General features: G+C 71.1%; 21 protein-coding genes. 12 read left to right on the top strand and 9 right to left on the bottom strand.

Annotated elements, in window-relative coordinates; genetic code table 11:
• Positions 1-142: 142 nt before the first annotated feature.
• Both ACH34R_RS14505 and ACH34R_RS14500 read right to left on the bottom strand, forming a co-directional pair.
• On the bottom strand, positions 143-3,838 hold the full coding sequence (locus tag ACH34R_RS14505) for a multifunctional oxoglutarate decarboxylase/oxoglutarate dehydrogenase thiamine pyrophosphate-binding subunit/dihydrolipoyllysine-residue succinyltransferase subunit (RefSeq protein ID WP_397561918.1): 3,696 nt from the start codon (positions 3,836-3,838) through the stop codon (positions 143-145).
• 202 nt (positions 3,839-4,040) lie between these two features.
• Positions 4,041-4,709 carry a B3/4 domain-containing protein gene (locus ACH34R_RS14500; RefSeq protein ID WP_397561917.1) on the bottom strand — a complete coding sequence of 223 codons (669 nt, stop codon included), beginning with the start codon at positions 4,707-4,709 and terminating at the stop codon, positions 4,041-4,043.
• A 168-nt stretch (positions 4,710-4,877) separates the two neighbouring features.
• Between ACH34R_RS14500 and ACH34R_RS14495 the strand changes: the two genes are divergently transcribed.
• From ACH34R_RS14495 to ACH34R_RS14480, 4 genes are all read left to right on the top strand, one after another.
• Positions 4,878-5,480, top strand: coding sequence for a helix-turn-helix domain-containing protein (locus tag ACH34R_RS14495; RefSeq protein WP_397561916.1), 603 nt, complete (start codon positions 4,878-4,880; stop codon positions 5,478-5,480).
• Positions 5,477-6,739 carry an MFS transporter gene (locus ACH34R_RS14490; protein WP_397561915.1) on the top strand — a complete coding sequence of 421 codons (1,263 nt, stop codon included), beginning with the start codon at positions 5,477-5,479 and terminating at the stop codon, positions 6,737-6,739. Before ACH34R_RS14495 ends, ACH34R_RS14490 begins: the two co-directional genes overlap by 4 nt.
• 40 nt (positions 6,740-6,779) lie before the next feature.
• On the top strand, positions 6,780-7,832 hold the full coding sequence (locus ACH34R_RS14485) for an MBL fold metallo-hydrolase (protein WP_397561914.1): 1,053 nt from the start codon (positions 6,780-6,782) through the stop codon (positions 7,830-7,832).
• Positions 7,833-7,984: 152 nt separating this feature from the next.
• On the top strand, positions 7,985-8,506 hold the full coding sequence (locus ACH34R_RS14480; protein WP_397561913.1) for an NADPH-dependent FMN reductase: 522 nt from the start codon (positions 7,985-7,987) through the stop codon (positions 8,504-8,506).
• 39 nt (positions 8,507-8,545) lie between these two features.
• Here ACH34R_RS14480 and ACH34R_RS14475 read toward each other — a convergent pair whose 3' ends face one another.
• Positions 8,546-9,604: a dihydrodipicolinate reductase gene (locus tag ACH34R_RS14475; protein ID WP_397561912.1), complete on the bottom strand. Its 1,059-nt coding sequence runs from the start codon at positions 9,602-9,604 to the stop codon at positions 8,546-8,548.
• A 338-nt stretch (positions 9,605-9,942) separates the two neighbouring features.
• On the opposite strand from ACH34R_RS14475, the gene ACH34R_RS14470 reads away from it, so the two are divergent.
• From ACH34R_RS14470 to ACH34R_RS14440, 7 genes are all read left to right on the top strand, one after another.
• A complete protein-coding gene (locus ACH34R_RS14470; protein ID WP_397561911.1) occupies positions 9,943-11,139 on the top strand; it encodes an ROK family protein in 1,197 nt (398 codons plus the stop codon).
• Positions 11,136-12,659 (top strand): sugar ABC transporter ATP-binding protein, encoded by a 1,524-nt coding sequence (locus tag ACH34R_RS14465; RefSeq protein WP_397561910.1) that lies wholly within the window; start codon positions 11,136-11,138, stop codon positions 12,657-12,659. Before ACH34R_RS14470 ends, ACH34R_RS14465 begins: the two co-directional genes overlap by 4 nt.
• Positions 12,652-13,650 (top strand): ABC transporter permease, encoded by a 999-nt coding sequence (locus tag ACH34R_RS14460; RefSeq protein WP_397561909.1) that lies wholly within the window; start codon positions 12,652-12,654, stop codon positions 13,648-13,650. Before ACH34R_RS14465 ends, ACH34R_RS14460 begins: the two co-directional genes overlap by 8 nt.
• A 22-nt stretch (positions 13,651-13,672) precedes the next feature.
• Positions 13,673-14,734 carry an ABC transporter substrate-binding protein gene (locus tag ACH34R_RS14455; protein WP_397561908.1) on the top strand — a complete coding sequence of 354 codons (1,062 nt, stop codon included), beginning with the start codon at positions 13,673-13,675 and terminating at the stop codon, positions 14,732-14,734.
• A gap of 17 nt (positions 14,735-14,751) precedes the next feature.
• Positions 14,752-15,897, top strand: coding sequence for a Gfo/Idh/MocA family protein (locus ACH34R_RS14450; RefSeq protein WP_397561907.1), 1,146 nt, complete (start codon positions 14,752-14,754; stop codon positions 15,895-15,897).
• A 15-nt stretch (positions 15,898-15,912) separates the two neighbouring features.
• Positions 15,913-16,920: a sugar phosphate isomerase/epimerase family protein gene (locus ACH34R_RS14445; protein ID WP_397561906.1), complete on the top strand. Its 1,008-nt coding sequence runs from the start codon at positions 15,913-15,915 to the stop codon at positions 16,918-16,920.
• An 80-nt stretch (positions 16,921-17,000) separates the two neighbouring features.
• Positions 17,001-17,336 carry a HEAT repeat domain-containing protein gene (locus tag ACH34R_RS14440; protein ID WP_397561905.1) on the top strand — a complete coding sequence of 112 codons (336 nt, stop codon included), beginning with the start codon at positions 17,001-17,003 and terminating at the stop codon, positions 17,334-17,336.
• A gap of 28 nt (positions 17,337-17,364) precedes the next feature.
• On the opposite strand, the gene ACH34R_RS14435 is transcribed toward ACH34R_RS14440, so the two are convergent.
• The 5 genes from ACH34R_RS14435 to ACH34R_RS14415 all read right to left on the bottom strand — a co-directional run bounded on the left by ACH34R_RS14435 (position 17,365) and on the right by ACH34R_RS14415 (position 20,539).
• Positions 17,365-18,384: a sigma-70 family RNA polymerase sigma factor gene (locus ACH34R_RS14435; protein ID WP_397561904.1), complete on the bottom strand. Its 1,020-nt coding sequence runs from the start codon at positions 18,382-18,384 to the stop codon at positions 17,365-17,367.
• 16 nt (positions 18,385-18,400) lie between these two features.
• Positions 18,401-19,096 (bottom strand): hypothetical protein, encoded by a 696-nt coding sequence (locus ACH34R_RS14430; protein WP_397561903.1) that lies wholly within the window; start codon positions 19,094-19,096, stop codon positions 18,401-18,403.
• Positions 19,097-19,205: 109 nt separating this feature from the next.
• Positions 19,206-19,658, bottom strand: a complete 453-nt coding sequence (locus ACH34R_RS14425; protein ID WP_397561902.1) for a hypothetical protein — start codon at positions 19,656-19,658, stop codon at positions 19,206-19,208.
• Between the two features lie 55 nt (positions 19,659-19,713).
• Positions 19,714-20,067, bottom strand: coding sequence for a hypothetical protein (locus tag ACH34R_RS14420; protein WP_397561901.1), 354 nt, complete (start codon positions 20,065-20,067; stop codon positions 19,714-19,716).
• Between the two features lie 22 nt (positions 20,068-20,089).
• Complete coding sequence (locus ACH34R_RS14415; protein WP_397561900.1) at positions 20,090-20,539, bottom strand: hypothetical protein; 450 nt, start codon at positions 20,537-20,539, stop codon at positions 20,090-20,092.
• 193 nt (positions 20,540-20,732) lie between these two features.
• Between ACH34R_RS14415 and ACH34R_RS14410 the strand changes: the two genes are divergently transcribed.
• The gene (locus ACH34R_RS14410) at positions 20,733-21,878 is read left to right on the top strand and encodes a S1 family peptidase (RefSeq protein ID WP_397561899.1); all 1,146 of its coding nucleotides are present in this window, start codon (positions 20,733-20,735) and stop codon (positions 21,876-21,878) included.
• 7 nt (positions 21,879-21,885) lie between these two features.
• On the opposite strand, the gene ACH34R_RS14405 is transcribed toward ACH34R_RS14410, so the two are convergent.
• A complete protein-coding gene (locus ACH34R_RS14405; protein ID WP_397561898.1) occupies positions 21,886-23,328 on the bottom strand; it encodes an ATP-binding protein in 1,443 nt (480 codons plus the stop codon).
• Positions 23,329-23,363: the final 35 nt, after the last annotated feature.

Here is a 23,363-nt window from a genome sequence, read left to right as displayed (position 1 = left end):
AGCCCCTTGTCACGACGGTCCGCCGTATGTCGTGGCGAGGGGCTGCGGCGTGGTGGGGGTGGGAGACAGGGCCACTGGTGGCAGGGGGCAAAAGGAGGGGAAAAGCGAAAGGCCCCCCGAAGGGGGCCCTTTGGGGACGGGGTTAGTTGAAGATGGAGTCGAGGATGGCTTCGAGTTCGTGGTCGTGGGCGGCGTGGGAGCCGGTGGCCGGGGAGGAGTTGGGCTTGCGGGAGACCCGGTGGATCGGGCGGTCGCCCAAGGTGTCCGGGTTTTCCGCGAGCTTGAGGGTCAGGTACGGCCAGGGGCCCATGTTGACCGGCTCGTCCTGCGCCCAGACCAGCTCCGCGTCGGCCGGGTAGCGGGACAGCTCCGCCTGGAGCTCGTCCGTCGGGAACGGGTACAGCCGCTCCAGGCGGACCAGCGCGACGTCCTCGCTTCCGCGCTTGTCCCGGGCCGCCGCGAGATCGTAGTAGACCCGGCCGGAGCTGAGCACGATCTTGCGGACCGCCGAGGCGTCCACCTTCGCGTCGCCGATGACCGGCTGGAAGTAACCGGAGGTGAACTCGGCGGTGGGCGAACTGGCCGCCTTCGTCCGTAGCAGCGACTTCGGAGTGAAGATCACCAGCGGGCGGCGGCGGTTGGACAGCACCTGCCAGCGCAGCAGGTGGAAGTAGTTGGCCGGGGTGGAGGGCTGCGCGACCGTCATGTTGTCCTGGGCGCAGAGCTGCAGGAACCGCTCGATCCTTGCGGAGGAGTGGTCCGGGCCCTGGCCCTCGTAGCCGTGCGGGAGCAGCAGCACCACGGAGGAGCGCTGACCCCACTTCTGCTCACCGGCCGCGATGAATTCGTCGATGATCGTCTGCGCGCCGTTCACGAAGTCGCCGAACTGCGCCTCCCAGGCGACCAGCGCGTCCGGCCGGACGACGCTGTAGCCGTACTCGAAGCCCATCGCCGCGAACTCGCTGAGCAGCGAGTCGTAGACGTAGAACTTCGTGATGCCCTGGTTGAACGTCTTGAGCGGCGTGTGCTCCTCGCCGGTGACCCGGTCGACCAGCACCGCGTGCCGCTGGCCGAACGTGCCGCGCCGGGAGTCCTGGCCGACCAGGCGCACCGGGTGGCCGTCGATCAGCAGCGACCCGAACGCCAGCGTCTCGCCCATCGCCCAGTCGATGGTCTCCTCGGCCACCATCTTGCCGCGGCGCTGGATGACCGGCGCCAGGCGCGGGTGGACGGTGAAGCCCTCCGGCAGGTTGAGCTGGGTCTCCACGACCCGCTTGACGGTCTCCTCGGTGATCGCCGTGCTGGTGTCGCCGTGCGACCACGGCACCACCTCGGGGTCGCTCGGCCGCGGGAACTCGCCGGTGTGCTCCTTGGCCGCCTCGCGGGTCTCGGTGAACGCCTGCTCCAGCCGCGCCTGGTAGTCGCGCAGCGCCTGCTCGGCCTCCTCCACCGTGATGTCGCCGCGGCCGATCAGCGCCTCGGTGTAGAGCTTCCTGGTGGACCGCTTGGCGTCGATCAGGTCGTACATCAGCGGCTGGGTGAAGCTCGGGTTGTCGGTCTCGTTGTGGCCGCGCCTGCGGTAGCAGACCAGGTCGATCACCACGTCCTTGCGGAACGCCTGGCGGTACTCGTAGGCCAGCCGCCCGACGCGCACGACCGCCTCCGGGTCGTCGCCGTTGACGTGGAAGATCGGCGCCTGGATCATCCGGGCGACGTCGGTGGCGTACACCGACGAGCGGGACGAGGCGGGCGAGGTGGTGAAGCCCACCTGGTTGTTGACCACGACGTGGACGGTGCCGCCGGTGCGGTAGCCGCGCAGTTGCGACAGGTGCAGCGTCTCGGCCACGACACCCTGACCGGCGAACGCCGCGTCACCGTGGACCAGCAGCGGCAGCACGGTGAAGCCCTCTTCGCCGCGCTCCAAGATGTCCTGCTTTGCGCGGACGACGCCCTCCAGCACAGGGTCGACCGCCTCCAGGTGGGAGGGGTTGGCCACCACGGAGGTGACGATCTTCTGGCCGTCGGGTGACACGAAGTCGCCCGAGGAGCCCAGGTGGTACTTCACGTCGCCGGAGCCGTGCGCGCTGCGCGGGTCCAGGTTGCCCTCGAACTCGCCGAAGATCTGCCCGTAGGACTTGCCGACGATGTTGGCCAGCACGTTGAGCCGGCCGCGGTGGGCCATGCCGATCACGACCTCGTCGAGACCGTCGCCCGCCGCCTCGGAGATCACCGAGTCGAGCAGCGGGATCAGCGACTCGCCGCCCTCCAGCGAGAACCGCTTCTGGCCGACGAACTTGGTCTGGAGGAAGGTCTCGAACGCCTCGGCGGTGTTGAGCCTGCGCAGGATGTGAAGCTGCTCCTCGCGGTCGGGCTTGGCGTGCGGCTTTTCCACCCGCTCCTGGATCCAGGCCCGTTCCTCGGGATTTTGGATGTGCATGTACTCGATGCCGGCGGTGCGGCAGTACGAGTCGCGCAGCACGCCCAGGATCTCGCGCAGCTTCATCAGCGGCTTGCCGCCGAACCCGCCGGTGGCGAACTCGCGCTCCAGGTCCCACAGGGTGAGCCCGTGCGACTGGATGTCCAGGTCGGGGTGCTTGCGCTGCATGTACTCCAGCGGGTCGGTCTCGGCCATCAGGTGGCCGCGGACCCGGTAGGCGTGGATCAGCTCAAGAACCCTGGCCGACTTGGCCACGTCGTCGTCGTGGGTGGCGGAGATGTCGGGCACCCAGCGGACCGGCTCGTACGGGATGCGCAGCGCTTCGAAGATCTCGTCGTAGAAGCCGTTGCCGCCGAGCAGTAGCTGGTGGATCCGGCGCAGGAACTCGCCCGACTGCGCGCCCTGGATGATGCGGTGGTCGTAGGTGCTGGTCAGCGTGATGACCTTGCTGACCGCCAGCCGGGCCAGCGTCTCGGTCGAGGCCCCCTGGTACTCGGCGGGGTACTCCATCGCGCCGACGCCGATGATCGTGCCCTGGCCGGGCATCAGCCGCGGCACCGAGTGGACGGTGCCGATGGTGCCCGGGTTGGTCAGGCTGATCGTGGTGCCGGAGAAGTCGTCGATGGCCAGCTTGCCGTTGCGGGCCTTGCGGACGATCTCCTCGTACGCCATCCAGAACTGCCGGAAGTCCATGCCTTCGGCGGACTTGATGGACGGCACCAGCAACTGCCGGGTGCCGTCGGACTTCTGGACGTCGATGGCCAGGCCCAGCCCGACGTGCTCGGGCTTGACCAGCATCGGCTTGCCGTCGGCCTCGGCGTAGGAGTGGTTCATGTCGGGCATCTCGGCCAGCGCCTTGACGACCGCGAAGCCGATCAGATGGGTGAAGGAGACCTTCCCGCCGCGCCCGCGCGACAGGTGGTTGTTGATCACGATCCGGTTGTCGACGAGCAGCTTGGCCGGGACCGCGCGCACGCTGGTGGCGGTCGGTACGGCCAGGGAGGACTCCATGTTGGTGACCGTGCGCGCGGCGGCGCCGCGCAGCCGGACCTCCTCGGCGCCCTCGGGCACCGGGGTGGCCTGCTTGCCCGCGGGCTCCTTGGGGGCCGCCTTCGCGGGTGCTTCCTTCGCTTGCGCTGGAGACTTCGCCGGTGCGGGAGCGGGCGCCGCCGGAGCGGCAGGTTGTGCGGGCGGAGCCGTCGTGGCCCCGTTCGCGGTGGTGGGGGCCGCCGGGGTCGCCCGGCCCGGCCCGTAGTCAGGGTTGTAGTCAGCGAAGAAGTTCCACCAGGCACGGTCCACTGACTCGGGGTCCTGGAGATACTTCTGGTACAGCTCGTCGACAAGCCACTCGTTTTGCCCGAAGCTTGCCAGCGGGTTAGACCGCGACGACTCAGACGACACGGCGGAAATCGCCCTCTTCCGCAGATCGGCGTTGATGTAGTTGATGAAAGAGATCCTGTTCAAGGTTACTCGCCCATAACGGCGGAAGATGCAGCCCCGAGACAGCTCACAGGGCCGATCCTCCCAGGACGCCCCGAAGTCGTCACATGGAGGTAGTCAGTCCAGGCGGTATCCGCCTGGTCACCCGCTCGTTAGAGGGATGTCACTCCATGGTAAGCAACCGGGTCTCGGTGTGCGCATCGGGGGAGATCTGGTCCAGCAGGGTGGTCAGTTCGCGCCCGGCCGCCTCCAGCTCGTCCAGCCGCATCGGGGCGAGCCGCTCCAGGATGAACAGCGCGTCGGTGGTCTCCTCGGTGATCCGGGTCCGGACGCACTGCCGCCAGTTCCATCGCCGGCAGGTGACGCCCTGGTCGTCGCGCCAGACGACCTCGCCGATCTCCGGGTGGTCGGTGACCTCCTCGCCGGCGGCCGTGGTGTCGAACGGCTCGTCGCCCTGCGCCCTGATCAGCCGCGCGGGGCCGATGTAGCGGGAGATGTCCTCTCCGCCGATCGGCAGCGCGTGCGCGACGCTGATCGCGTTGTAGGCATCGACCACGAGGTTGATCTCCGGTAGCTGGACCCGCCTGATCAGCGCGTCGACCGAGGGCCGGGTGCGCTGTGGCTTGGCGCCGAAGGACCGGTAGGCCGCCCGCCACGCCTCGATCCGCTCGTGCTCGGGGCCCACCGCGCGCCCGGCGGCGTCGGTCAGCCAGGCCCGCGATCGGTCATCGGACGGGCCGTTGCGCAGGCCGCGCACGGTCATCAGTAGCACGGCGAAGTCCGGCCGCAGCTCGCGTACGGCGTCGTCGATCCACACGTCCTCTATTCGCACCCGCCTCACTCTAGCGACGGCGCAAGCGATCTGAACCGTTCGCGCTCCGCGTGCGTACTCACGTACGGGCCCGTCGGCCGCCTATCAGGGGACGGCCGACGGGCGGGGCGCCGGCCGGGACCGCAAATGAAGCCTTGCAAAGCTTCATTTGCGGTCTACGCTCCTGCCATGAGGAACTCCTTCCGGGTCACCGATCCGCGCACGCTCAAGGCCGTCGCCCACCCGCTGCGCCTGCGGCTGCTCAGCCTGCTGCGCAGCGACGGCCCGGCCACCGCCTCCGAGCTGGCCCGCACGGTCGCGGAAAGCTCCGGCCTCACCAGCTACCACCTGCGCGAACTCGCGAAGTACGGCTTCATAGAAGAAGACCCCGACCAGCGGGACGCCCGCGAGCGACGCTGGCGGGCCGTCCACCGCTACCTCTCCTGGGACAACGCCGAGATGGCCGCCACCGAGGAGGGGCGGGAGGCGGTGGCGGCCATCCGGCAGCGTCAGATCGAGCTGCTGGTCCGGAGCAATGGAGAGTTCGAGGCGCAGGCGGCGAGCTGGAGCCCGGAGTGGATCGAGGCCGCGGGCATCAGCGACGACGTCGTCCGCCTCACTCCGGCCTCGCTCACCGAGCTATACCAGCGGTGGGAGGACGTCCTTCGCGAACTCGCGGCCCGCGACGCCGACGCCCCCGCGGCCGAACAGGTCGTGATCCACTACTCCGCCTTCCCGAGACGGCCCGCCCCCGAAGGCCCCGCCGAAGAAGCCGAAGGGGAGTCGGAGTGAACGCCGTTTCCGCACGCCGCCGCTACGCGCTGGTGAGCGCGCTGACCTGGTTACCTCCCGGCCTGATGATGGCCCCGCTGGTGCTGCTGATGTCGGGCCGCGGGCTGGGCGTCGCGCAGATCGGCGCGGTCATGGGCCTCTACGGCCTGGTGGTCGTGCTGCTGGAACTGCCCACCGGCGGACTGTCCGACGTCATCGGCAGGCGTACGGTCCTGGCCGCCTCGGGGGCGTTCAGCGCCGCCGCCTACACGGTCCTGGTGCTGGCCCACTCGCTGCCGATGTTCATGCTGGGCAGCGCGCTGAAGGGCGTCGCGCGGGCGCTGTCCAGCGGTCCGGCGCAGGCGTGGTACGTCGACACCCTGCACGCCGCCGAGGGCCGGGACGCCGACCTGAAGCCCGGCCTGGCCCGCGGCGAGGCGATGGGCTCGATCGCGCTGTGCGCGGGGGTGGTGACCGGGGGACTGCTGCCGCTCGGCCTGTCCTCGGCGGTCGCCGAGCCGCTGGCGGCGCCCATGATGCTGGCCGGGGTCGCGTCGCTGGCGCTGCTGGCCGTGGTGCTGGTCGCGCTGCCCGAGCCGCCGCGCGAACGGCTGGGCCTGGCCGAGGTGCTGCGCGGGGTGCCGCTGTCGATCCGTACGGGCGTCGGCGTGGCGGTCAGGGACGGCGTGCTGGCCAGGATGCTCGGCGTCAGCGCGGCGGCGGGCATCGCGCTGTGCTCGATCGAGCTGCTGACGCCGATCAGGCTCGGCGAGCTGGCCGGCGGCCCGGGCGCGGGCAGCACCGCCTACGGCATGGTCGCCGCGGTGGGCTTCGCGGCGAGCGCGGCGGGCAATGCCCTGGCCCCGGCCCTCGCGCGGGTCGCGGGCGGTTCGGCCCGCGGGGCCAGGGCCGGCGCGCTGGTCACGGTACTGGCGCTCGGCGGCCTCGCCGCGTCCACGGCGCTGCCCGGTGCGGCCGGCCTGGCCGCCACGGCGGGTGCGTACCTGATCCTGTTCGTCGGGCTGTCGGCGGCCACGCTGCTGCACGTCGAGATCATGCACGGCCGGGTGGAGGCCGCCCAGCGGGCCACGCTGCTCTCGGTGGACTCGCTGTCCCTCCAGTTCGGCGGCTTCCTGGCGAACATCGGCCTCGGCTGGCTGGCGGGCCGGGCGGGCATCGGCGCGGCTTGGGCGGTGGCGAGCGGGCTGATGCTGCTGTCCACGCTGCTGTATCCGCGCACCCGCGCGGTTCTCGCGATCGCCCCGCGCCCCGCGCCCTGATAGAACCTCGTTCTAGGCGGCCGGTCGAGAGGAGCCCGGGATGCGGATGGTCACGGCGGTGAACGCGGCGCAGCGTGAGGCGTGGCGCGGGGGCGGGTTACCGGAGGTCGAGCGTGTAGGGCCGGGCCTGTGGTCGATCCCGGTCCCGCTGCCTGTGGATTCGCTGCGCTATGTCCTGGTCTATGCCCTCGAACTGCCGGACGGCGTGGCGATCATCGATGCCGGGTGGGACACCGAGGACGCCTACCAGGGCCTGGCGGGCGGTCTGGCGACCGCCGGGTACACGATCGCGGACGTGCGTGCCGTCCTGGTCACGCACGTCCACCTCGACCACTACGGGCTGGCGGCCCGGGTGCGAGAGGAGTCCGGGGCGTGGATCGGCCTGCATCCGGCGGACGCCCGGCTCCTCACAGGGCACGACGGCGGGATCGACGCGCTGATCGCGAGCGAGCAGGCACTGCTGGCCCGCTGTGGCGCGCCGCCGATGACCTCGGAGTCGACGGCGGGCACGGCCGCGATGATCAGGCGGTTCGTCACCCAGCCGGCCCCGGACCGGCTGATCGAGGACGGCGAGCCGATCGGCCTGCCCGGCTGGGACCTGCGGGCGCGCTGGACCCCCGGCCACTCGCCCGGCCACCTGTGCTTCGTGGACGGCGAGCGGCGGCTGCTGTTCTCCGGCGACCACGTACTGGCCAAGATCACCCCGATCGTGGCGGTACGCTCCCAGTCGCCCGCCAACCCGCTCGCCGACTACCTGGACTCCCTGGCCGAGGTGCGCGGATGGGACGTGGCGGAGGTGCTGCCCGCGCACGAGTACCGCTTCAGGGAGCTGGCCGACCGGGTGGATGACGTCATGGCGCACCACGGCGAACGGCTCCGCGAGATCGAGGCCGTGCTCGCGGGCGCGGACGGGATGAGCTGCTGGACGGCGGCGACCCGGTTGACGTGGTCGCGGCCCTGGGAGTCCATCCCGGAGTACATGCGGCGCGGCGCGAACAGCGAGACGCTGGCGCACCTGGTCTGGCTGGAGGCCAGGGGGCGGGCGCGGCGGGTCCCCGGGGAGCCTGATCTGTGGTTCCCGATTTCCCGATAAAGCCAGTAGGAAATATTGACTTTGTCCGGAGTGCTGCGTAACTTGTCCGGTATGGACCAGACGGGCACGCCGGAGCAGACGGTGTACGAAGGCGACCGCCACTGGTACGACCTTCCCGAAGACGACCTCGAACTCGAGGCGGAGGTGGTGGCATGACGGTGGTCGCCCTGGTGGGCAACCCCCGGGCCGGGTCGCGCACGCACGGGGTCGCGGTGGCGGCGGCCGAAGCCGTGCGTGCCCGGCTCGGCCATGCGGACCCGCCCGACGTGGTGGACCTGTCCGCGCTCGCCTCCGTGGTGCTCTCCCCAGAGCCGTCCGCGGGTCTTGAGATCGCTCTGGAACTGGTCACGAGCGCCGATGTCCTGGTGGTGGTCAGCCCGACGTACAAGGCGACCTACACCGGGCTGCTCAAGGCGTTCCTGGACCGGCTCCCCGGCGGCGCGCTGCGCGGCAAGGCCGCGCTCCCGCTGCTGGTGATGGGCGATCCGCGGCATGCGCTCGCGGTGGAGCTGCACCTACGTCCGCTGCTGCTCGAACTCGGCGCGTTCGTGCCCACGCCCGGGCTCGCCGTGCTGGAATCACGGTTGCCGGAACTCGGCGACGTGATCGGCGACTGGGCCGACAAGGTGGCGCCTCAGGTGGAGGCGGTGACGCGCGGGGTCGTGGCCACCTGAGGCCGCCACCTGATCGGTACGGCCGGCCACGCCGCACCGCTAGGCCAGCCGTACGGTTCCCCTGCCGGTGATGAGAGGGAGGTCCAGGACGGTGCGGATGCCGGGCGGGGCGGCGCACACGGCGGCGATCGAGTTGACCGCGTGGGCCGCCGCGCCCGCCAGTCCGTGCGAGACCTCCTCGATGCTGATCATCATCTGCGGCACGCCCTCGATGTGCACGGTGAACCCCGGATCCGGCCAGCGCGGAGCCTGGCGGGCGTCGGCCTTGTAGACGCACTCCACGGTCATGAACGGCATGCCGCGCACCAGCCCGGAGAAGACCCAGCGCGACGCGCTGACCGTGCCCGCGCCGACGACCCCGGCGGCGATCTCGAACTCCTCGGTGGCGAGTTCGAATTCGTCGCTCTCCTCCACCTCGTCCAGGACCACGCCCAGCGCGTCGGCCACGAGCTGGACGCTCTCGGCGAACAGCGCCCGCTGGAAGGCCCGGAACGGCCGGACCGCCGCCGCGTACTCCTTCGGCCCGCGGGTGAACCCGATGAGGTCCACCACCACCTGGCGGGACGGGTGCCCCGCGAAGTCGGACGTCTCGCGCACGTAGATGTGATCCACCCGGCTGGACAGCCCGGTCATGGTGAGCGGCAGCAGGTCGCTCATGAAGCCCGGGTTGATGCCGGTGCCGTGCAGGGTCGTGCCGCCCTGGCGGCAGGCCGCGGTGAGCCGGTCGAGCACACCCGTGCCGTACGCCTTGGGGTAGACGTAGCCGGTGGTGGTGATGACGTTCTTGCCCGAGGCGAGCAGACCGGAGATCGTCTCGGTGTCGCCCGCGTGGTCGCCGCGGAAGAACGACGACGGCAGCGGCATGTGCAGTACGCAGTCGGCGTCGAGGGCCATGATCTGGTCGACGTCGTCGGTGCATTTGATCCCGCAGGGGGAGAGGCCGACCAGCTCGGCCGCGTCGGTGCCGACCTTGTCGTGGTCGTAGACCAGGACGCCGGTGAGCTCCAGGTCGGGTCTTCTGATGAGGTCGCGTAAGGAGAACCGTCCAACTGCGCCCGTGGCCCATTGGACCACTCGGAGGGGCGGCCGTACGGGCATGCATGGCCTCCAGCCCGGTGTCATGTGGCGGGCCGCGGGTGAAGCCGGCGCACACCGCCCCGCGCCCCTACGGGAGTGGAAAACTCTAGCAGAAATTTAACCACCCGATCACTATCCGCGACATTGCAGCCTGGTGACCATCGCTGACCTGGGCATATGCGCATACTACGCGCATTTCCGACTTTATGGGACATCGATCTCCTCGCGGAAGTCGGCGTAAGTCCCCGTGTTTGGAACGCGTCTTTGTTCGACGATCAACGTAAGTCGACAATGTTTCAGTATTGTCACGGGCGATTAGGGTCTTGAAATCGCGATAAGTAGCTATTTATCGTCCAGGCATGACGTTCGGTTCCGCCGATGAGCGAACGGTCGCCGGGTCGCCCGGCGACGTGCTCACCCTGATCGGCACCGGCTCCGCGACCACCCGCGCCGACCTCGCCAAGGTCACCGGCCTGGCCAGATCCACCGTCTCCCAGCGGGTGGACGCGCTGATCGAACACGGGCTCGTCGAGGAGACCGAGAACGGCGAGTCCACCGGCGGACGCCCGCCGCGCAGGCTCCGCCTCCACACCGCGGGCCACGTCGTCGCGGGCGTGGACCTCGGCGCGACGCACTGCCGTACGGTCCTGCTGGACATCGGCGGCACGGTCCTCGCCACCCGCGAGGACACCATCCCGATCGCCGAGGGGCCGGAGACCGTGCTGGCCCACGCCGACGAGCGGATCAAGGGCCTGCTGGCCGAGGCGGGGCGCGCGCCCGCCGCGCTCAAGGCCATCGGCATCGGCGTGCCCGGCCCGGTCGAGCACGCCACCGGACGCCCCAACAACCCGCCGATAATGCCGGGCTGGAACGAGTATCCCGTCCCCGAGTTCTTCGCCGGCCGCTACGACGCCGCCGTGCTGGTCGACAACGACGTCAACGTGATGGCGCTCGGCGAGCACCGCAACGCCTTTCCCGGCACCGGCTACCTGCTGTTCGTCAAGGTCGGCACCGGGATCGGCTGCGGCGTGGTGGCCGGGGGACGGCTGCACCGCGGCGCGCAGGGCTCGGCGGGCGACATCGGGCACATCCGGGTGAGCGGTCACGACGACGCGGGCTGCCGCTGCGGCAACAGCGCCTGCCTGGAGGCCGTCGCGGGCGGGGCCGCGCTCGCCAGGCGGCTGACCGAACTCGGCTACCCCGCCGAGACCGGCGCCGATGTCGTCGCGCTCGTGCAGAGCGGCAACACCCAGGCGTTGCGGCTGGTCAGGGAGGCGGGCCGGCTCATCGGCGAGGTGCTCGCCGGGCTGGTCAACTTCTTCAACCCCGAGGTCATCGTGATCGGCGGGGCGCTGGCCAGGGTCCATGACCACCTGCTGGCCGGGATCAGGGAGACCATCTACCGCAGATCCCTGCCGCTGGCCACGCACCACCTGGTGATCACGCCCAGCCGTACCGGGGTGGACGCGGCGGCGCTCGGGGCCGGGCTGCTCGCGATCGAGCACTACCTCGCCCCGGACAACATCAACCGGATCATGGAAGCCCTGCCGTCATGAGCGAACTGCTGGTCATGAAGGGGATCGTCAAGGGCTTCCCCGGCGTGCGGGCGCTCTCCGGCGTGGACTTCTCGCTGCGCGCGGGCGAGGTCCACTGCCTGCTCGGCCAGAACGGCGCGGGCAAGTCCACGCTCATCAAGATCCTCGCGGGCGCGCACCGGCCGGACGAGGGCACCATCACCCTGGGCGGCGAGCAGGTGCGGATGACCGGCCCGACCGACGCCATCCGGCTCGGCGTCGCCACCATCTACCAGGAACTCGACCTAGTGGACGGCCTCAGCGTGGCCGAGAACGTGTTCCTGGGCCACGAGCACGCGGCCTTCGGCTTCACCCGCCGCCGCGCCGCGAACCGGGCCGCCGCCGCGCTGCTGGCCCGGCTCGGCCATCCGGAGATCCCCCCGGCCCTCGAGGTCGGCCGGCTGGCCCCCGCGGGCAAGCAGGTGGTCAGCATGGCCAGGGCGCTGTCCCACGACGCCCGGGTGATCGTGATGGACGAGCCGTCCGCGGCGCTCGCCCACGACGAGGTGCGGGGCCTGTTCCGGGTCATCCGCGAACTGACCGCGCAGGGCGTCGCCGTCGTCTACATCTCCCACCGGCTGGAGGAGATCCGCGAGATCGGCGACCGGGTCACCGTGCTGAAGGACGGCCGGACCGCCGCCGCCGGGCTGCCCGCCCGCGACACCCCGACCGGGCGGATCGTGTCGCTGATGACCGGGCGCGACGTGGAGTATGTGTTCCCGCCCCGGCGGGAGGCGACGTTCGGCGCGGAGGTGCTGCGGGTCGAGGACCTGTCGGTGCCCGGGGTGTTCTCCGGAGTGTCGTTCTCGGTGCGGGCCGGGGAGATCGTCGGGCTGACCGGGCTGGTCGGCTCCGGCCGCACCGAGATCGCCGAGGCCGTCTACGGCGCGCGCGGGGCCGGCGGGCGGGTGTTCGTGGACGGGCGTCCGGTACGGCGGGGCGGCGTCACGCGTGCCGTACGGCTGGGCATGGGCCTGGCCCCCGAAGAGCGCAAGGCCCAGGCCCTGCTGCTGGAGGAGAGCCTGGCCCGCAACATCACCCTGGGCAGCCTGCCCCGCTACTCCCGTCTGGGCTGGCTTGACCGGCGGCGCGAGCGCGCCGACGCCGCCGCGCAGATCAACGCCCTGGACATCCGCCCGCCCGACCCCGACCGGCCGATCAAGACCCTCTCCGGCGGCAACCAGCAGAAGGCGGTGCTCGCCCGCTGGCTGATCAACGGCCGCCGGCTGCTGCTCCTGGACGAACCGACCCGCGGCGTGGACGTGGGCGCGCGGGCCGAGCTGTACGCGGTGATCCGCGGACTCACCGACGCCGGGATCGGCGTGCTGCTGATCTCCAGCGAGGTGCCCGAGGTGCTGGGCCTGGCCGACCGGGTGCTGGTGATCAGGGAGGGCGCGGTCGTCCACGAGGCCGACGCCCGCGACCTGGACGAGCACCGGGTGCTCGACCTGGTGATGGCCGCGCAGGACAGCACTCCGCACAAGGAGGAACCGGGTGACTAACCACTCGATCCGGCGGCCCGGCAGGCCGTACACAGGGGCCGGCCTGCTGGGCGCCGTCGGACGGGCGCGGCACCTCGGGCTGGTGCTCGCGCTCGTGCTGCTGGCGCTGGTCGGCCTGGTGACGGTACCGGAGACCTTCGCCACGACCTCCAACCTGGTCACCGTCCTGGCGCTGGCCGCGACCATCGGCGTGATCACGGTCGGCATGACGTTCGTCATCATCGGCGGCGGCATCGACCTGTCGGTGGGCGCGGTGATGGCGCTCGCCTCGGTGTGGGCGACCACGCTGGCCACGCAGTCCTACGGGCCGGTGGTGATGGTGATCTGCGCCGTGCTGGTCGGCACCGGGGCCGGGCTGCTGTCCGGGTTCCTCATCTCCTACGGGCGGATGGTGCCGTTCATCGCGACGCTGGCCATGCTGGTGGCCGCGCGCGGCCTGGCCGAGCGCATGTCGGACCGGCGCACCCAGCTCGTCCAGCCGGGCAACTCCGCGCTGGTGGACCTGTCCAGCGGGCGGGTGCTCGGCCTGCCGCCGATCGTGTTCGTGTTCGCCGCCGTGGTGGTGGCCGGGTGGGTCGTACTGAACCGCACGACCTTCGGGCGGCGCACCTACGCCGTCGGCGGCAACCCCGAGGCCGCCAAGCTGGCCGGCATCGACGTGCGCAGGCACACCATGCTGCTGTACGGATTGTCCGGGCTGTGCTGCGGGATCGCCGCCGTGATCATCATGGCCCGGACCACCACCGGCTCCTCCACCCACGGCGACCTGTACGAGCTGGACGCCATCGCCGCGGTGATCATCGGCGGCACCCTGCTGACCGGCGGCCGGGGCACGATCGGCGGCTCCATCCTCGGCCTGCTGATCTTCACCTTGATCACCAACCTGTTCATCCTCAACGGCCTCAACACCAGCGATCAGCTCGTCGCCAAGGGGCTGATCATCGTCATCGCCGTGCTGCTGCAACGGCGGAGCCTCCGATCCCGGACCTAGCGCGTACCCGTAGGAGAGAGCAATGAGCGAGAACGTCGGCCGACGGGGATTCCTGCTCGGTGGAGCCGTCGTCGGCACCGGGGCACTCGTCACCGCCTGCACCGGTAACGACCCCCAGACCGCCCCCCAGGCCGCCGCCTCCTCCCCGGCGCCCGCCGCCACCGAGGGCAACGACGTGCCGGGCGAGAAGGTGGTGATCGGCTTTTCCGCCCCGGCCGCCGACCACGGCTGGATCGCGGCCATCGCCAAGAACGCCGAGGCCACCGCGAAGCGGTTCGGCGACGTGGAGTTCAGGCCGGTCCAGCCGACCAACGACATCAACCAGCAGATCTCCGCCGTCGAGTCGCTGATCGCGGCCAAGGTCAACGCGCTGGTGATCTTGCCCAACGACGGTCAGCAGCTCAACCAGATCGCCCGCAGGGCCAGTGACGCGGGCATCCCGGTCGTCAACCTGGACCGCGTCTTCCCCGACAAGCTCTCCTACCGGACCTGGATCGGCGGCGACAACTACGGCATGGGCGTGGCCGCCGGCCACTACATCGGCGCGGCCCTGAAGGAGAAGAACGTCGCCGACCCGGTGATCGTCGAGATCCAGGGCATCGCCACGCTGCCGCTCACCCAGGACCGCAGCAAGGGCTTCGCCGACGCGCTCAAGACCTACGGCTTCCGCGTCACCGCCCGGCAGGACGCGCAGTTCACCGTCGAGACCGGTACCTCGGTGGCGAGCAACCTGCTCCAGGCGCACAAGAAGATCGACGCGCTGTGGAACCACGACGACGACCAGGGCGTCGGCGTGCTCGCCGCGATCAACGAGGCCGGGCGGAACGAGTTCGTGATGGTCGGCGGGGCCGGGTCGGCCAACGCCATGCGCGAGATCCGGAAACCGGACTCCGTGCTCAAGGCCACCGTCACCTACAGCCCCAGCATGGCCTCGTCCGCCGTCAAGCTGGCCAGGCTGATCGCACAGGGCAAGGGTATGAGCGACCTTGTGGAGAACCAGGTGCCACAGTCGATCACGCTCGCGTCCGAGACCATCACCAGGGAGAACGTCGAGCGGTACCTACCGCTCGGATTCGAGTCCTGATCGGGGGAGGAGATCACGTGCAGGACCGCAGACCGGCGCTGGGCGTCGGCATGGTGGGCTACGCCTTCATGGGCAGGGTCCACTCCCAGGCGTGGCGCAGCGTCGGCGCGTTCTACGACCTGCCGGTACGGCCCGCGCTGGCGGCGCTGTCGGGCAGGTCGAAGGATCACGCCGTGGCCGCGGCGCGGCGCTTCGGCTGGGCGGCGGTGGAAAGCGACTGGAAGGACCTCATCGACCGCGACGACGTGGCGATCGTGGACGTCTGCACGCCCGGCGACTCGCACGCCGAGATCGCCATCGCCGCGCTGGCCGCGGGCAAGCACGTGTTGTGCGAGAAACCGCTGGCCAACACGGTCGCCGAGGCCGAGGCGATGGCCACAGCGGCGCGGTCGGCGGCGGCCAGGGGCGTGCGTTCCATGGTCGCCTTCAACTACCGGCGCGTACCGGCCGTCGCGCTGGCCCGCCGCCTGGTCGCCGACGGCAGGCTCGGCGAGATCCGCCACGTCAGAGCGATCTATCTACAGGACTGGCTGGTCGATCCGGAACATCCGCTGGTGTGGCGGCTGCGCAGGGAAAAGGCCGGATCGGGGGCGCTCGGCGACATCGGGGCGCACGTCGTGGACACGGTGGCGTTCGTCACCGGGCAGCAGGTGACCGGCGTGTCGGCGCTGACCGAGACGTTCGTCAAGGAGCGCCCGCTGCCCGGCGCCCCGGGCACGGGCCCGGTGACCGTGGACGACGCGGCGCTGTTCATCGGCCGGCTGACCGGGGGCGCGCTGGCGTCCTTCGAGGCCACCAGGTTCGCCACCGGGCGCAAGAACTCGCTGCGGATGGAGATCAACGGCTCGCTCGGCAGTCTGTCCTTCGACTTCGAGGCGATGAACGAGCTGTGGTTTCATGACGCGACCCTGCCCGGCGAGGAGGGCGGCTTCCGGAAGATCATCGTGACCGAGCCCGGCCACCCGTACCTGGACGCCTGGTGGCCGCCGGGGCACGGGCTCGGGTACGAGCACACCTTCACCCACGAGGTCAGGGACTTCCTTTCGGCCATCGCCGCCGAAAGCGATCCGGAGCCGTCCTTCGAGGACGGCCTGCGGGTGCAGCGGGTGCTGGCCGCCGTGGAACGCAGCGCCGCCGAGGAGAGCCGGTGGACAGCCGTATGAGGGGAAGTGAGTGAGATGACCAGACCCATCACGTTGTTCACCGGCCAGTGGGCCGACCTGCCGTTCGAGGAGGTCTGCCGGCTCGCCGCGGGCTGGGGGTACGACGGCCTGGAGATCGCCTGCTGGGGCGACCACTTCGAGGTGGACAAGGCCCTGGCCGACGATTCCTACATCCCGCGCAGGCTGGAGATCCTTGCGGAGCACGGCCTGAAGGTGTGGGCGATCTCCAACCACCTGGTCGGCCAGGCCGTGTGCGACCACCTCATCGACGAGCGCCACCGGGCGATCCTGCCCGCCCGGATCTGGGGGGACGGCGAGCCGGAAGGCGTGCGGCGGCGGGCCGCCGAGGAGATCGCGGACACCGCGCGGGCCGCCGCCCGGCTCGGCGTCGGCACCGTCGTGGGATTCACCGGCTCGCCCATCTGGCACACCGTGGCGATGTTCCCGCCGGTCCCGGCGTCGGTGATCGAGGACGGGTACGCCGGCTTCGCCGCCCGCTGGAACCCGATCCTCGACGTCTTCGACGAGGTCGGGGTGCGGTTCGCGCTGGAGGTGCACCCGAGCGAGATCGCCTACGACCACCACACGACCGTGGCGACCCTCGCGGCGGTCGGCCGCCGCCCGGCGTTCGGGCTGAACTGGGACCCCTCGCACATGCTGTGGCAGCAGCTCGACCCGGCGGACTTCGTGCTCGACTTCGCCGACCGGATCTACCACGTGGACTGCAAGGACACCAAGATCCGCTGCGGCGACGGCCGGCGTGGGCGGCTCTCCTCGCACCTGCCGTGGGGCGACCCGCGGCGCGGCTGGGACTTCGTCTCCACCGGCCGCGGCGACGTGCCGTGGGAGGACTGCTTCCGCGCCCTGAACACGATCGGGTACGCCGGGCCGATCTCCGTGGAGTGGGAGGACGCGGGGATGGACCGGCTGATGGGGGCGCCGGAGGCGCTGGCGTTCGTCCGCGAGCTGAACGCGATCACTCCGCCACGGGCCGCGTTCGACGCGGTGTTCACGGCGCCCTGAGCCGCGCGCTCATCGGTGGGGTTACCTATTCATCGCCAAGTATGAAGGCTAATTCGCATTTCCCGGCTAGCCTTTACCGAATGACGCAGCGGTTTACCGAGGCCATGCGACTCATGCGGTGCAGCGATCCGCAGCAGCGCGAGGACGGCTTCTTCCTGTTGTGGCCGCACGCCGGCGAGCACGTGGGCGAGCTGATCGCCGAGTTCCGCGACGAGGACGACGAAGACCACGGGTTTCGCTGCCGGTTGCTGGAGTTGATCGTCGAGGCGAGGTCGTTGTCGGCGTTGCCGTTGCTGACCGAGCTGGCGGAGGGCGAGGACGAGGCGTTCCGGTACTGGGCGCTGCGCGGCCTGCGGCGGCTGCCCGGGCAGGAGGCGCGGCAGGTGCTCTGGCGGGCGCGGCCCGAGGAGGGCTGACGGCTCTCGACACAGTGCGGCGGGCGCTTCAGCCCAGTACGGCGGGCAGCCCGAAGCGCGCGAAGTGCTCGCCGCCGATGAAGGAGGTGATCTCGCAGATCCGGTCGCCGCGCAACGTCAGCACATTGATCGACCAGGCGTGATGCTCGTCTGTGGCGTCGCTGCGCAGGTAGCAGGCCACGGCGGGCCGGCCGTTCGCGCTGACGTACCGATGCCGCCAGGACCCGCAGGACGCCAGCGGCACCCGCACCGCGAAGTCGGTGACCGCCTCGATGCCGTGGTACCAGTGCGGGATCGGCGGCATCGACCAGGTGACGTCCTCGGTCAGCAGGGCGACCAGCGCGTCGGCGTCGCCGCGTTCCAGCGCGGTGGCGTAGCCCGTGACGATCTCCCGCAGCCGCGCGTCGCCGATCTTGCGAAGCGCCCGCTGCCGGCTCGGGGCGGGGATCTTGGCGTGGACGATGGCGCGGGCGCGTTGCAGGGCGCTGTTGACCGACGCGACCGAGGTGTCCATCGCGTCCGCGATCTCGGCGGCGGAGAAGCCGAGCACCTCGAACAGCAGCAGCGCCGCCCGCTGGTTGCCGGGCAGGTGCTGGAGGGCGGCGACGAAGGCCAGCTCGACGGCCTCGCGCTGCTCGTAGCGGGCGTCGGGGTGGGCGGCGCCCTCGGGCAGCCCCGCATCCGGGTAGGGGCCGAGCCAGGCGATCTCGGTGCGCATCGCGCCGCCGATGACCGCGCGCTCGCTCGCCGGGCCGAGGTCCATCGGCAGCGCCCGCCTGCCGCGCGCCTCGATGAGGTCCAGGCAGGTACGGGTGGCCACGGTGTAAAGCCACGACCGCACCGAACCGCGGCCCTCGAAGCGGGCGAGCCCCCGCCAGGCCCGCAGCAGCGCGTCCTGGAGCGCGTCGTCGGCATCGTGCGCCGAACCGAGCATCCGGTAACAGTGCGCGTGCAACTCCCGGCGCAGCGGCGCGACCAGCCTGCCGAAGGCGGCGTCATCCCCCGCCCGCGCGCTCGCCACATCAGGGAGTTCGGACACTTCGCTCACAAGAGATGATTCTGCCTCATCGCGAGGGCTGGCCGACCGCTCTCACCTGGAGGATCTTCCCTAGCCCGCCCGCCCGCCCGCCGCTCGCTCGCGGGATCTCGATGCCGGGCCGGGTGCCCCAGGCGGTCATCCGCGCGTCGGCCACCTGGGTGTAGAGGACCCGGCCCGTCTCGGACACGCCGTCCCACGCCGCCCACGCCCGGCGTACCAGACGGTCCTCGCCGATCCACATACGCCAGGACACCTTCGCCCCCGCCGTCGCGCCCTGCGGCTCCGCCGGATCGAGGTCGTCGCACGGCCGCGGGCGGGCCCGGTGGAGCGCACCCAGCGTGATGACGCCCTCGTGCAGCACGGTGGGAGTGCCGTCGTAGACGCCCGCCCGGCTCCTGCCCGTGGTGGTCGCCAGCACCGCCGCGAGCATGGCCGGGTCGGCGAGCAGCGTCCAGGTGGCGTCCAGGCAGGGGCGTACGGCATCGTCGCCGCTCTCCTGCCACCCCCTGGACTCCTGCGCCGTGTCGTCCTTGATGTACCGGTGGCCCTTGACGGTGACGACCCGCGGACCCGCCCCCGTGAAAGCGGAGAACACCCCGGCCGGCATGGTCGCGGTGAGGTCTGTGGCGATGATCCCCCGCGGGCCGAAGTCGGCCGCTCCGGCGCTGCCCAGCTCGATCGTCTCGCCCTTCTTGGTGACGGTGAGCTTCGTGGTCACCATGACGCCCCGGCCGGCGGCGAACTGACGCCTGAGCGCGTCGACCGGATCGGCGGGGGCGGCGGCTCCGAGGCGGGTCGCGACGTGATCACGCCTCTGGCACAGATCGCGGTCAGGGCAGAGCGACCTCCACCTGGCGGCACCACAGGGCGGGCGGCGACCAGCCCTCGGCGGGGGTGAAGTCGAGGAACAGGCGGCCGGCCGCCCCGGGGACCGCGCCGCCCAGATCGCGGACGCCGTGCGTGGCCTCCCCGCCACCGGAGGCGTAGGCGCCGCTGTTGTGGCCGGCGTACTCCGTCCCGGCGTCATCGCCGGCGGCGAGCATCCAGTACCAGAAGAACGGACCCTTGCTCTGCCTCTCATCGTCATCGATGCCGGGAACGAACTCGTAGTGCAGCATGGCGCCCTCGGCCGCCAGCTCCAGGCCACGGGCCACGACGTGATGCCCCGGCACCAGCTCACCGAGATCGACGTCGAGGACCACATCAAGACGGCGCGGAATCCCCGCCGCCGCCATGTTCGCGAAGTACGCGTCGGTCGCCGTACGAGGCGGAATGTCAGACACCCAGCCAACATGCGCCACACCCCGCCCCCTTGCCAACCGGTTTTCCCCGGCTCCCTCACCCGGCACCGAACCGCCCGAACAACCGCCTCAGCCGGCCGCGCGAACCATCCCGCGAAGTCGCGGCCCCCTCCCACGACCGGAACGCCCCCGGCTCGTTGACCTCACCTTCATCCCCGACCAGCCGCGCCCCGAGCGCCGCGGCCAGCCCCACCAGCCGATCCGCGTCCTCCCGCCGAGCGCCCCTGACGACGACCCTTCCCTCGAACCAGAAGAAGCCGGCCGCGATGGCGTCCAGCTCGCCGATGTGGGCGTCGGCGAAGGCCCGCCACTCCTCCTCCGAAATCAGCATGTCCTCGGCCCCGCTGTCCTCCCAGGACTCGGCCCGGGTGATGTGAAGGTCGTATCCCATAGGGCCTCCTTGCCGTATCAGGTCATGTGGCCGACCGTTTCAGCGCCTCTCTCAACCGGGCGCCGAACTCGCGGGCCTCGGGGATGTCACCGGAAAGGGCGATGGGCGGGCCCAGCGCCTCGAAACCGCTTTTCGGGCCCCTGTTCCGCATCGGCTGGAGTACGACTCCCTCCGCATTTCGCTCGACTTCGACGAGCAGGGCTCCCCTGACCAGACTTTCCCAGGATCTGAAGCCGGCCCTTTCCGCTGTCCGCTCACCCGGGGGTGGGGTGACCTTCCAGTCCGGCTGGGGGATCTCCTGGCCGGAGCGGGCGAGGATGGAACGGGCCGCTGCGCCGAGGTCGTGGTCGGAGGCTGTGGGGGCGAGGCGGATGCAGGGGGCGCTTTCGAGCCAGAGGCCGATCGACGTCACGGCGGAAGCGGTGATCACGATGCAGTCGTTCCTCGCGTAGACCGCCATCATGCGGATCACCGTATTCCTTCGCATTTCTGACCGCGACGCGATGAACTTCCGGAGCGTTCGCAGATGTTTCCACATCCGTCCTCCCGCTGGAATCACCGATTTGCCGATCGGTCATATACCACGGTGGGATGACAATACTGGTAGCTCCTGGCGGCGATGTCGCGCCGTACCGTTGCGGCACCGCCACCGGGAGGAGTCCGCCATGGACAGACGCCGCTGGAAGACCGTGGGCCTGGCGCTCGCGGCAGGCGTCCTCGTAGTCACCGCCACCCCCGCCCAGGCACTCCCGGCCGAGCCGCCGCCGGGGCCCGTGCAGGGGCTGACCGTCGCCGAGGCGTCCGCCCGGTCGGCCTTGGAGAGGCGGGCGGCGCAGATCGAGCCCGGCCTGCGGGCCGGGCTGGGGGATCGGTTCGGCGGGTCCTGGATCGATGACGGCGGCAGGCTGGTGGTGGCCACCACGGACGCGGCCGACGTCGCCCGGCTGACCGCCGCGGGCGTCCGGGCCACGGTCGTGGCACGGTCGCAGGCGAGTCTCGACGCGATCATGGACCGGCTCGACCGGACCCGGCCCATCGACCAGGCGGTCCGCGTCTGGTACGTGGAACCGCGGACGAACAGCGTGGTGGTGCTCGCCGCCGACACCGCGAAGGGCGAGGCGTTCGTACGCGCGGCCGGAGTCGACCGCGCCGCCGTACGTGTCGAGCCGACCACCGAGCGGCCCCTGCCGCGCAGCGACGACGTACGCGGCGGCGACCCGATCGTCTTCAACGGCAGCACCCGCTGTGCGGTGGGCTTCACGGTGATGCGCGGGACGACGGAGCAGGGGTTCATCACGGCTGGGCACTGCGCCACGACGGGAAGCCGGGTGAACGACCCGCGGAGCACGCCGGCCCGCCCCCTCGGCACGGTCCTGGGATCGACCTTCCCCACCCAGGACTTCGCCTATGTGAAGCTCGTTCCCGGCAGGCCGGGGTCGGGCCTGATCGGCCGGGCGCCGCACCGTGAGGTCCTCATCAAGGGACACGGACAGGTGCCGGCCGGCAGCGTGATCTGCACCTACACCCTGGACCGCGACTGGCGGTGCGGCAGGGTGCAGCAGCTCAACGCCACCGTCAATCTCCCCAACGGCGTGCTGCACGGCTTGACCCGCACCGACATCTGCCTCATGCCCGGCGCTTCGGGCGCGCCGTACGTCGCCGTCGACTGGGACAAGAAGACCGGTCAGGCCCTGGGCACCGCCTCACTCGGCTCAGGCACCTGCCAGAGCGGCGGGAGCAGCTTCTTCCAGCCGATCGCCCGGCCCCTGGCCACCTACGGCGTCACCCTGATCACCACCCCCGCCCCCTAGCCCGGCCTCACCCCCAGGCCCTGACCACGTCCTCCGGCCCCCACGCGAGCGCGAGATCGTCCGCCGGAACGCCGGGCGCGAGTCCGGACAGCGAAACGGCCGTCAACGCGGTGTCCGTGGTGAACCCGGGCACCGCGAGCGCATCCCGGCGCAGAGCGGCCAGGTCATGACGGTCGAACGGACCGGACAGCCACTTGATCGAGCCGGTGAACAGCACGGTCCGCGCCACCGGCGACCGGTCCACGCCGACCAGGTCGATCTCGGGATCGAACCGGCGGTTCCACCAGCCGCCGACGGCCTCCACGCCCGCCCAGGGCAGCTCCCCGGCCTGGGCGGCCAGGGTCAGCGCCTCGCGGATCACCGGCTCGACGGCACGCCCGCGCAGGGCCGGCCAGCGCCGCTCGATCACCCGGAAAGCCGCCTCCGGACGGCCCCTGCGGGACTGCTCCGCGGCGGTGCGCAGCATGCCGAGGTAGAGCCGCAGGTTGTGATCGGCGATGCGGTAGAGCGTGGGCTTGCCCGGCTGTGTGGACAGCGGTTGATCGGCGGCGATGATCCGTTTGTCATGGACCAGGCGGGCGAGGAGCGGGGACAGCGAGCCGGACTTGAGCGGCCCGGCCCTGCCCCCGGCCGCGGCGGCGATGGCGGCCTGCGTACGATCGCCCGCGCCGATCGCCTCAAGCACGCGTTGTGACTGGTCCGGCGTGGGGAACTCGGCGAGCAGCACCGACTCCGGGACTCCGAACAGCGGCGAGAAGGGGTCGGCGCATTCGGTCTCGACGAAGTCGAGCGCGGGAGTGCCGGACGGCCAGGCGCGCAGGATGCCTGGCAGCCCGCCGGACAGCAGATGGGCGTCGATGGCGTCGGCATGGGCAAGGCCCAGCGCGCGGCCGATCTCGGCCGGGTTCAGGGGCCCGAGGACCATGGCGTCGGCCCTGCCGAAGAACGGCCGTTCGTAGGAGGTCAGCCGCTGCATCATGTGCAGGTCGCTGCCGAGCAGCAGGAGGAGCACCGGCCTGGTGGACAGCAGCCGGTCCCACGCGGTCTGGAGCGCCCCGTCGAAGACCTCGTCCTGTTCGGCCAGCCAGGGCAGCTCGTCGATGACCACGATCGAGGGCCGGGACGGCAGCGCGCCGGCCAGAACGCGAAGGGCGTCGGTCCAGTTTCCCGACGTCACGGTGGGGACCTGCTCGGGGTCGGCGGGCAACCTGGAGTCGCGCAGGTCCGTGGAGAAGCGCTCGGCGGATTCGACGGGCGACATGCCCTTGGTGGCGGTGAAGTAGAAGTACGGCACGCCGGCGCGGTCGCAGAACTCCTGCACCAGCCGGGACTTGCCGACCTGCCGCCGTCCGCGCAGCGTCACCGCCACGCCGGTCGCCGTGGCGGTGACACGGTCGAGCCGCTTGCGCAGCATGGCCAGTTCCGTCCGGCGGCCGACGAATCCGCTCATGGGCGACCCTTTGGTAGATGCCATCTACCTAGATA

Origin of the sequence: Spongiactinospora sp. 9N601, from assembly GCF_044326295.1 — a bacterium.
GTDB lineage: Bacteria > Actinomycetota > Actinomycetes > Streptosporangiales > Streptosporangiaceae > Spongiactinospora > Spongiactinospora gelatinilytica.
This window is presented reverse-complemented; position numbering and strand designations above follow the sequence as displayed.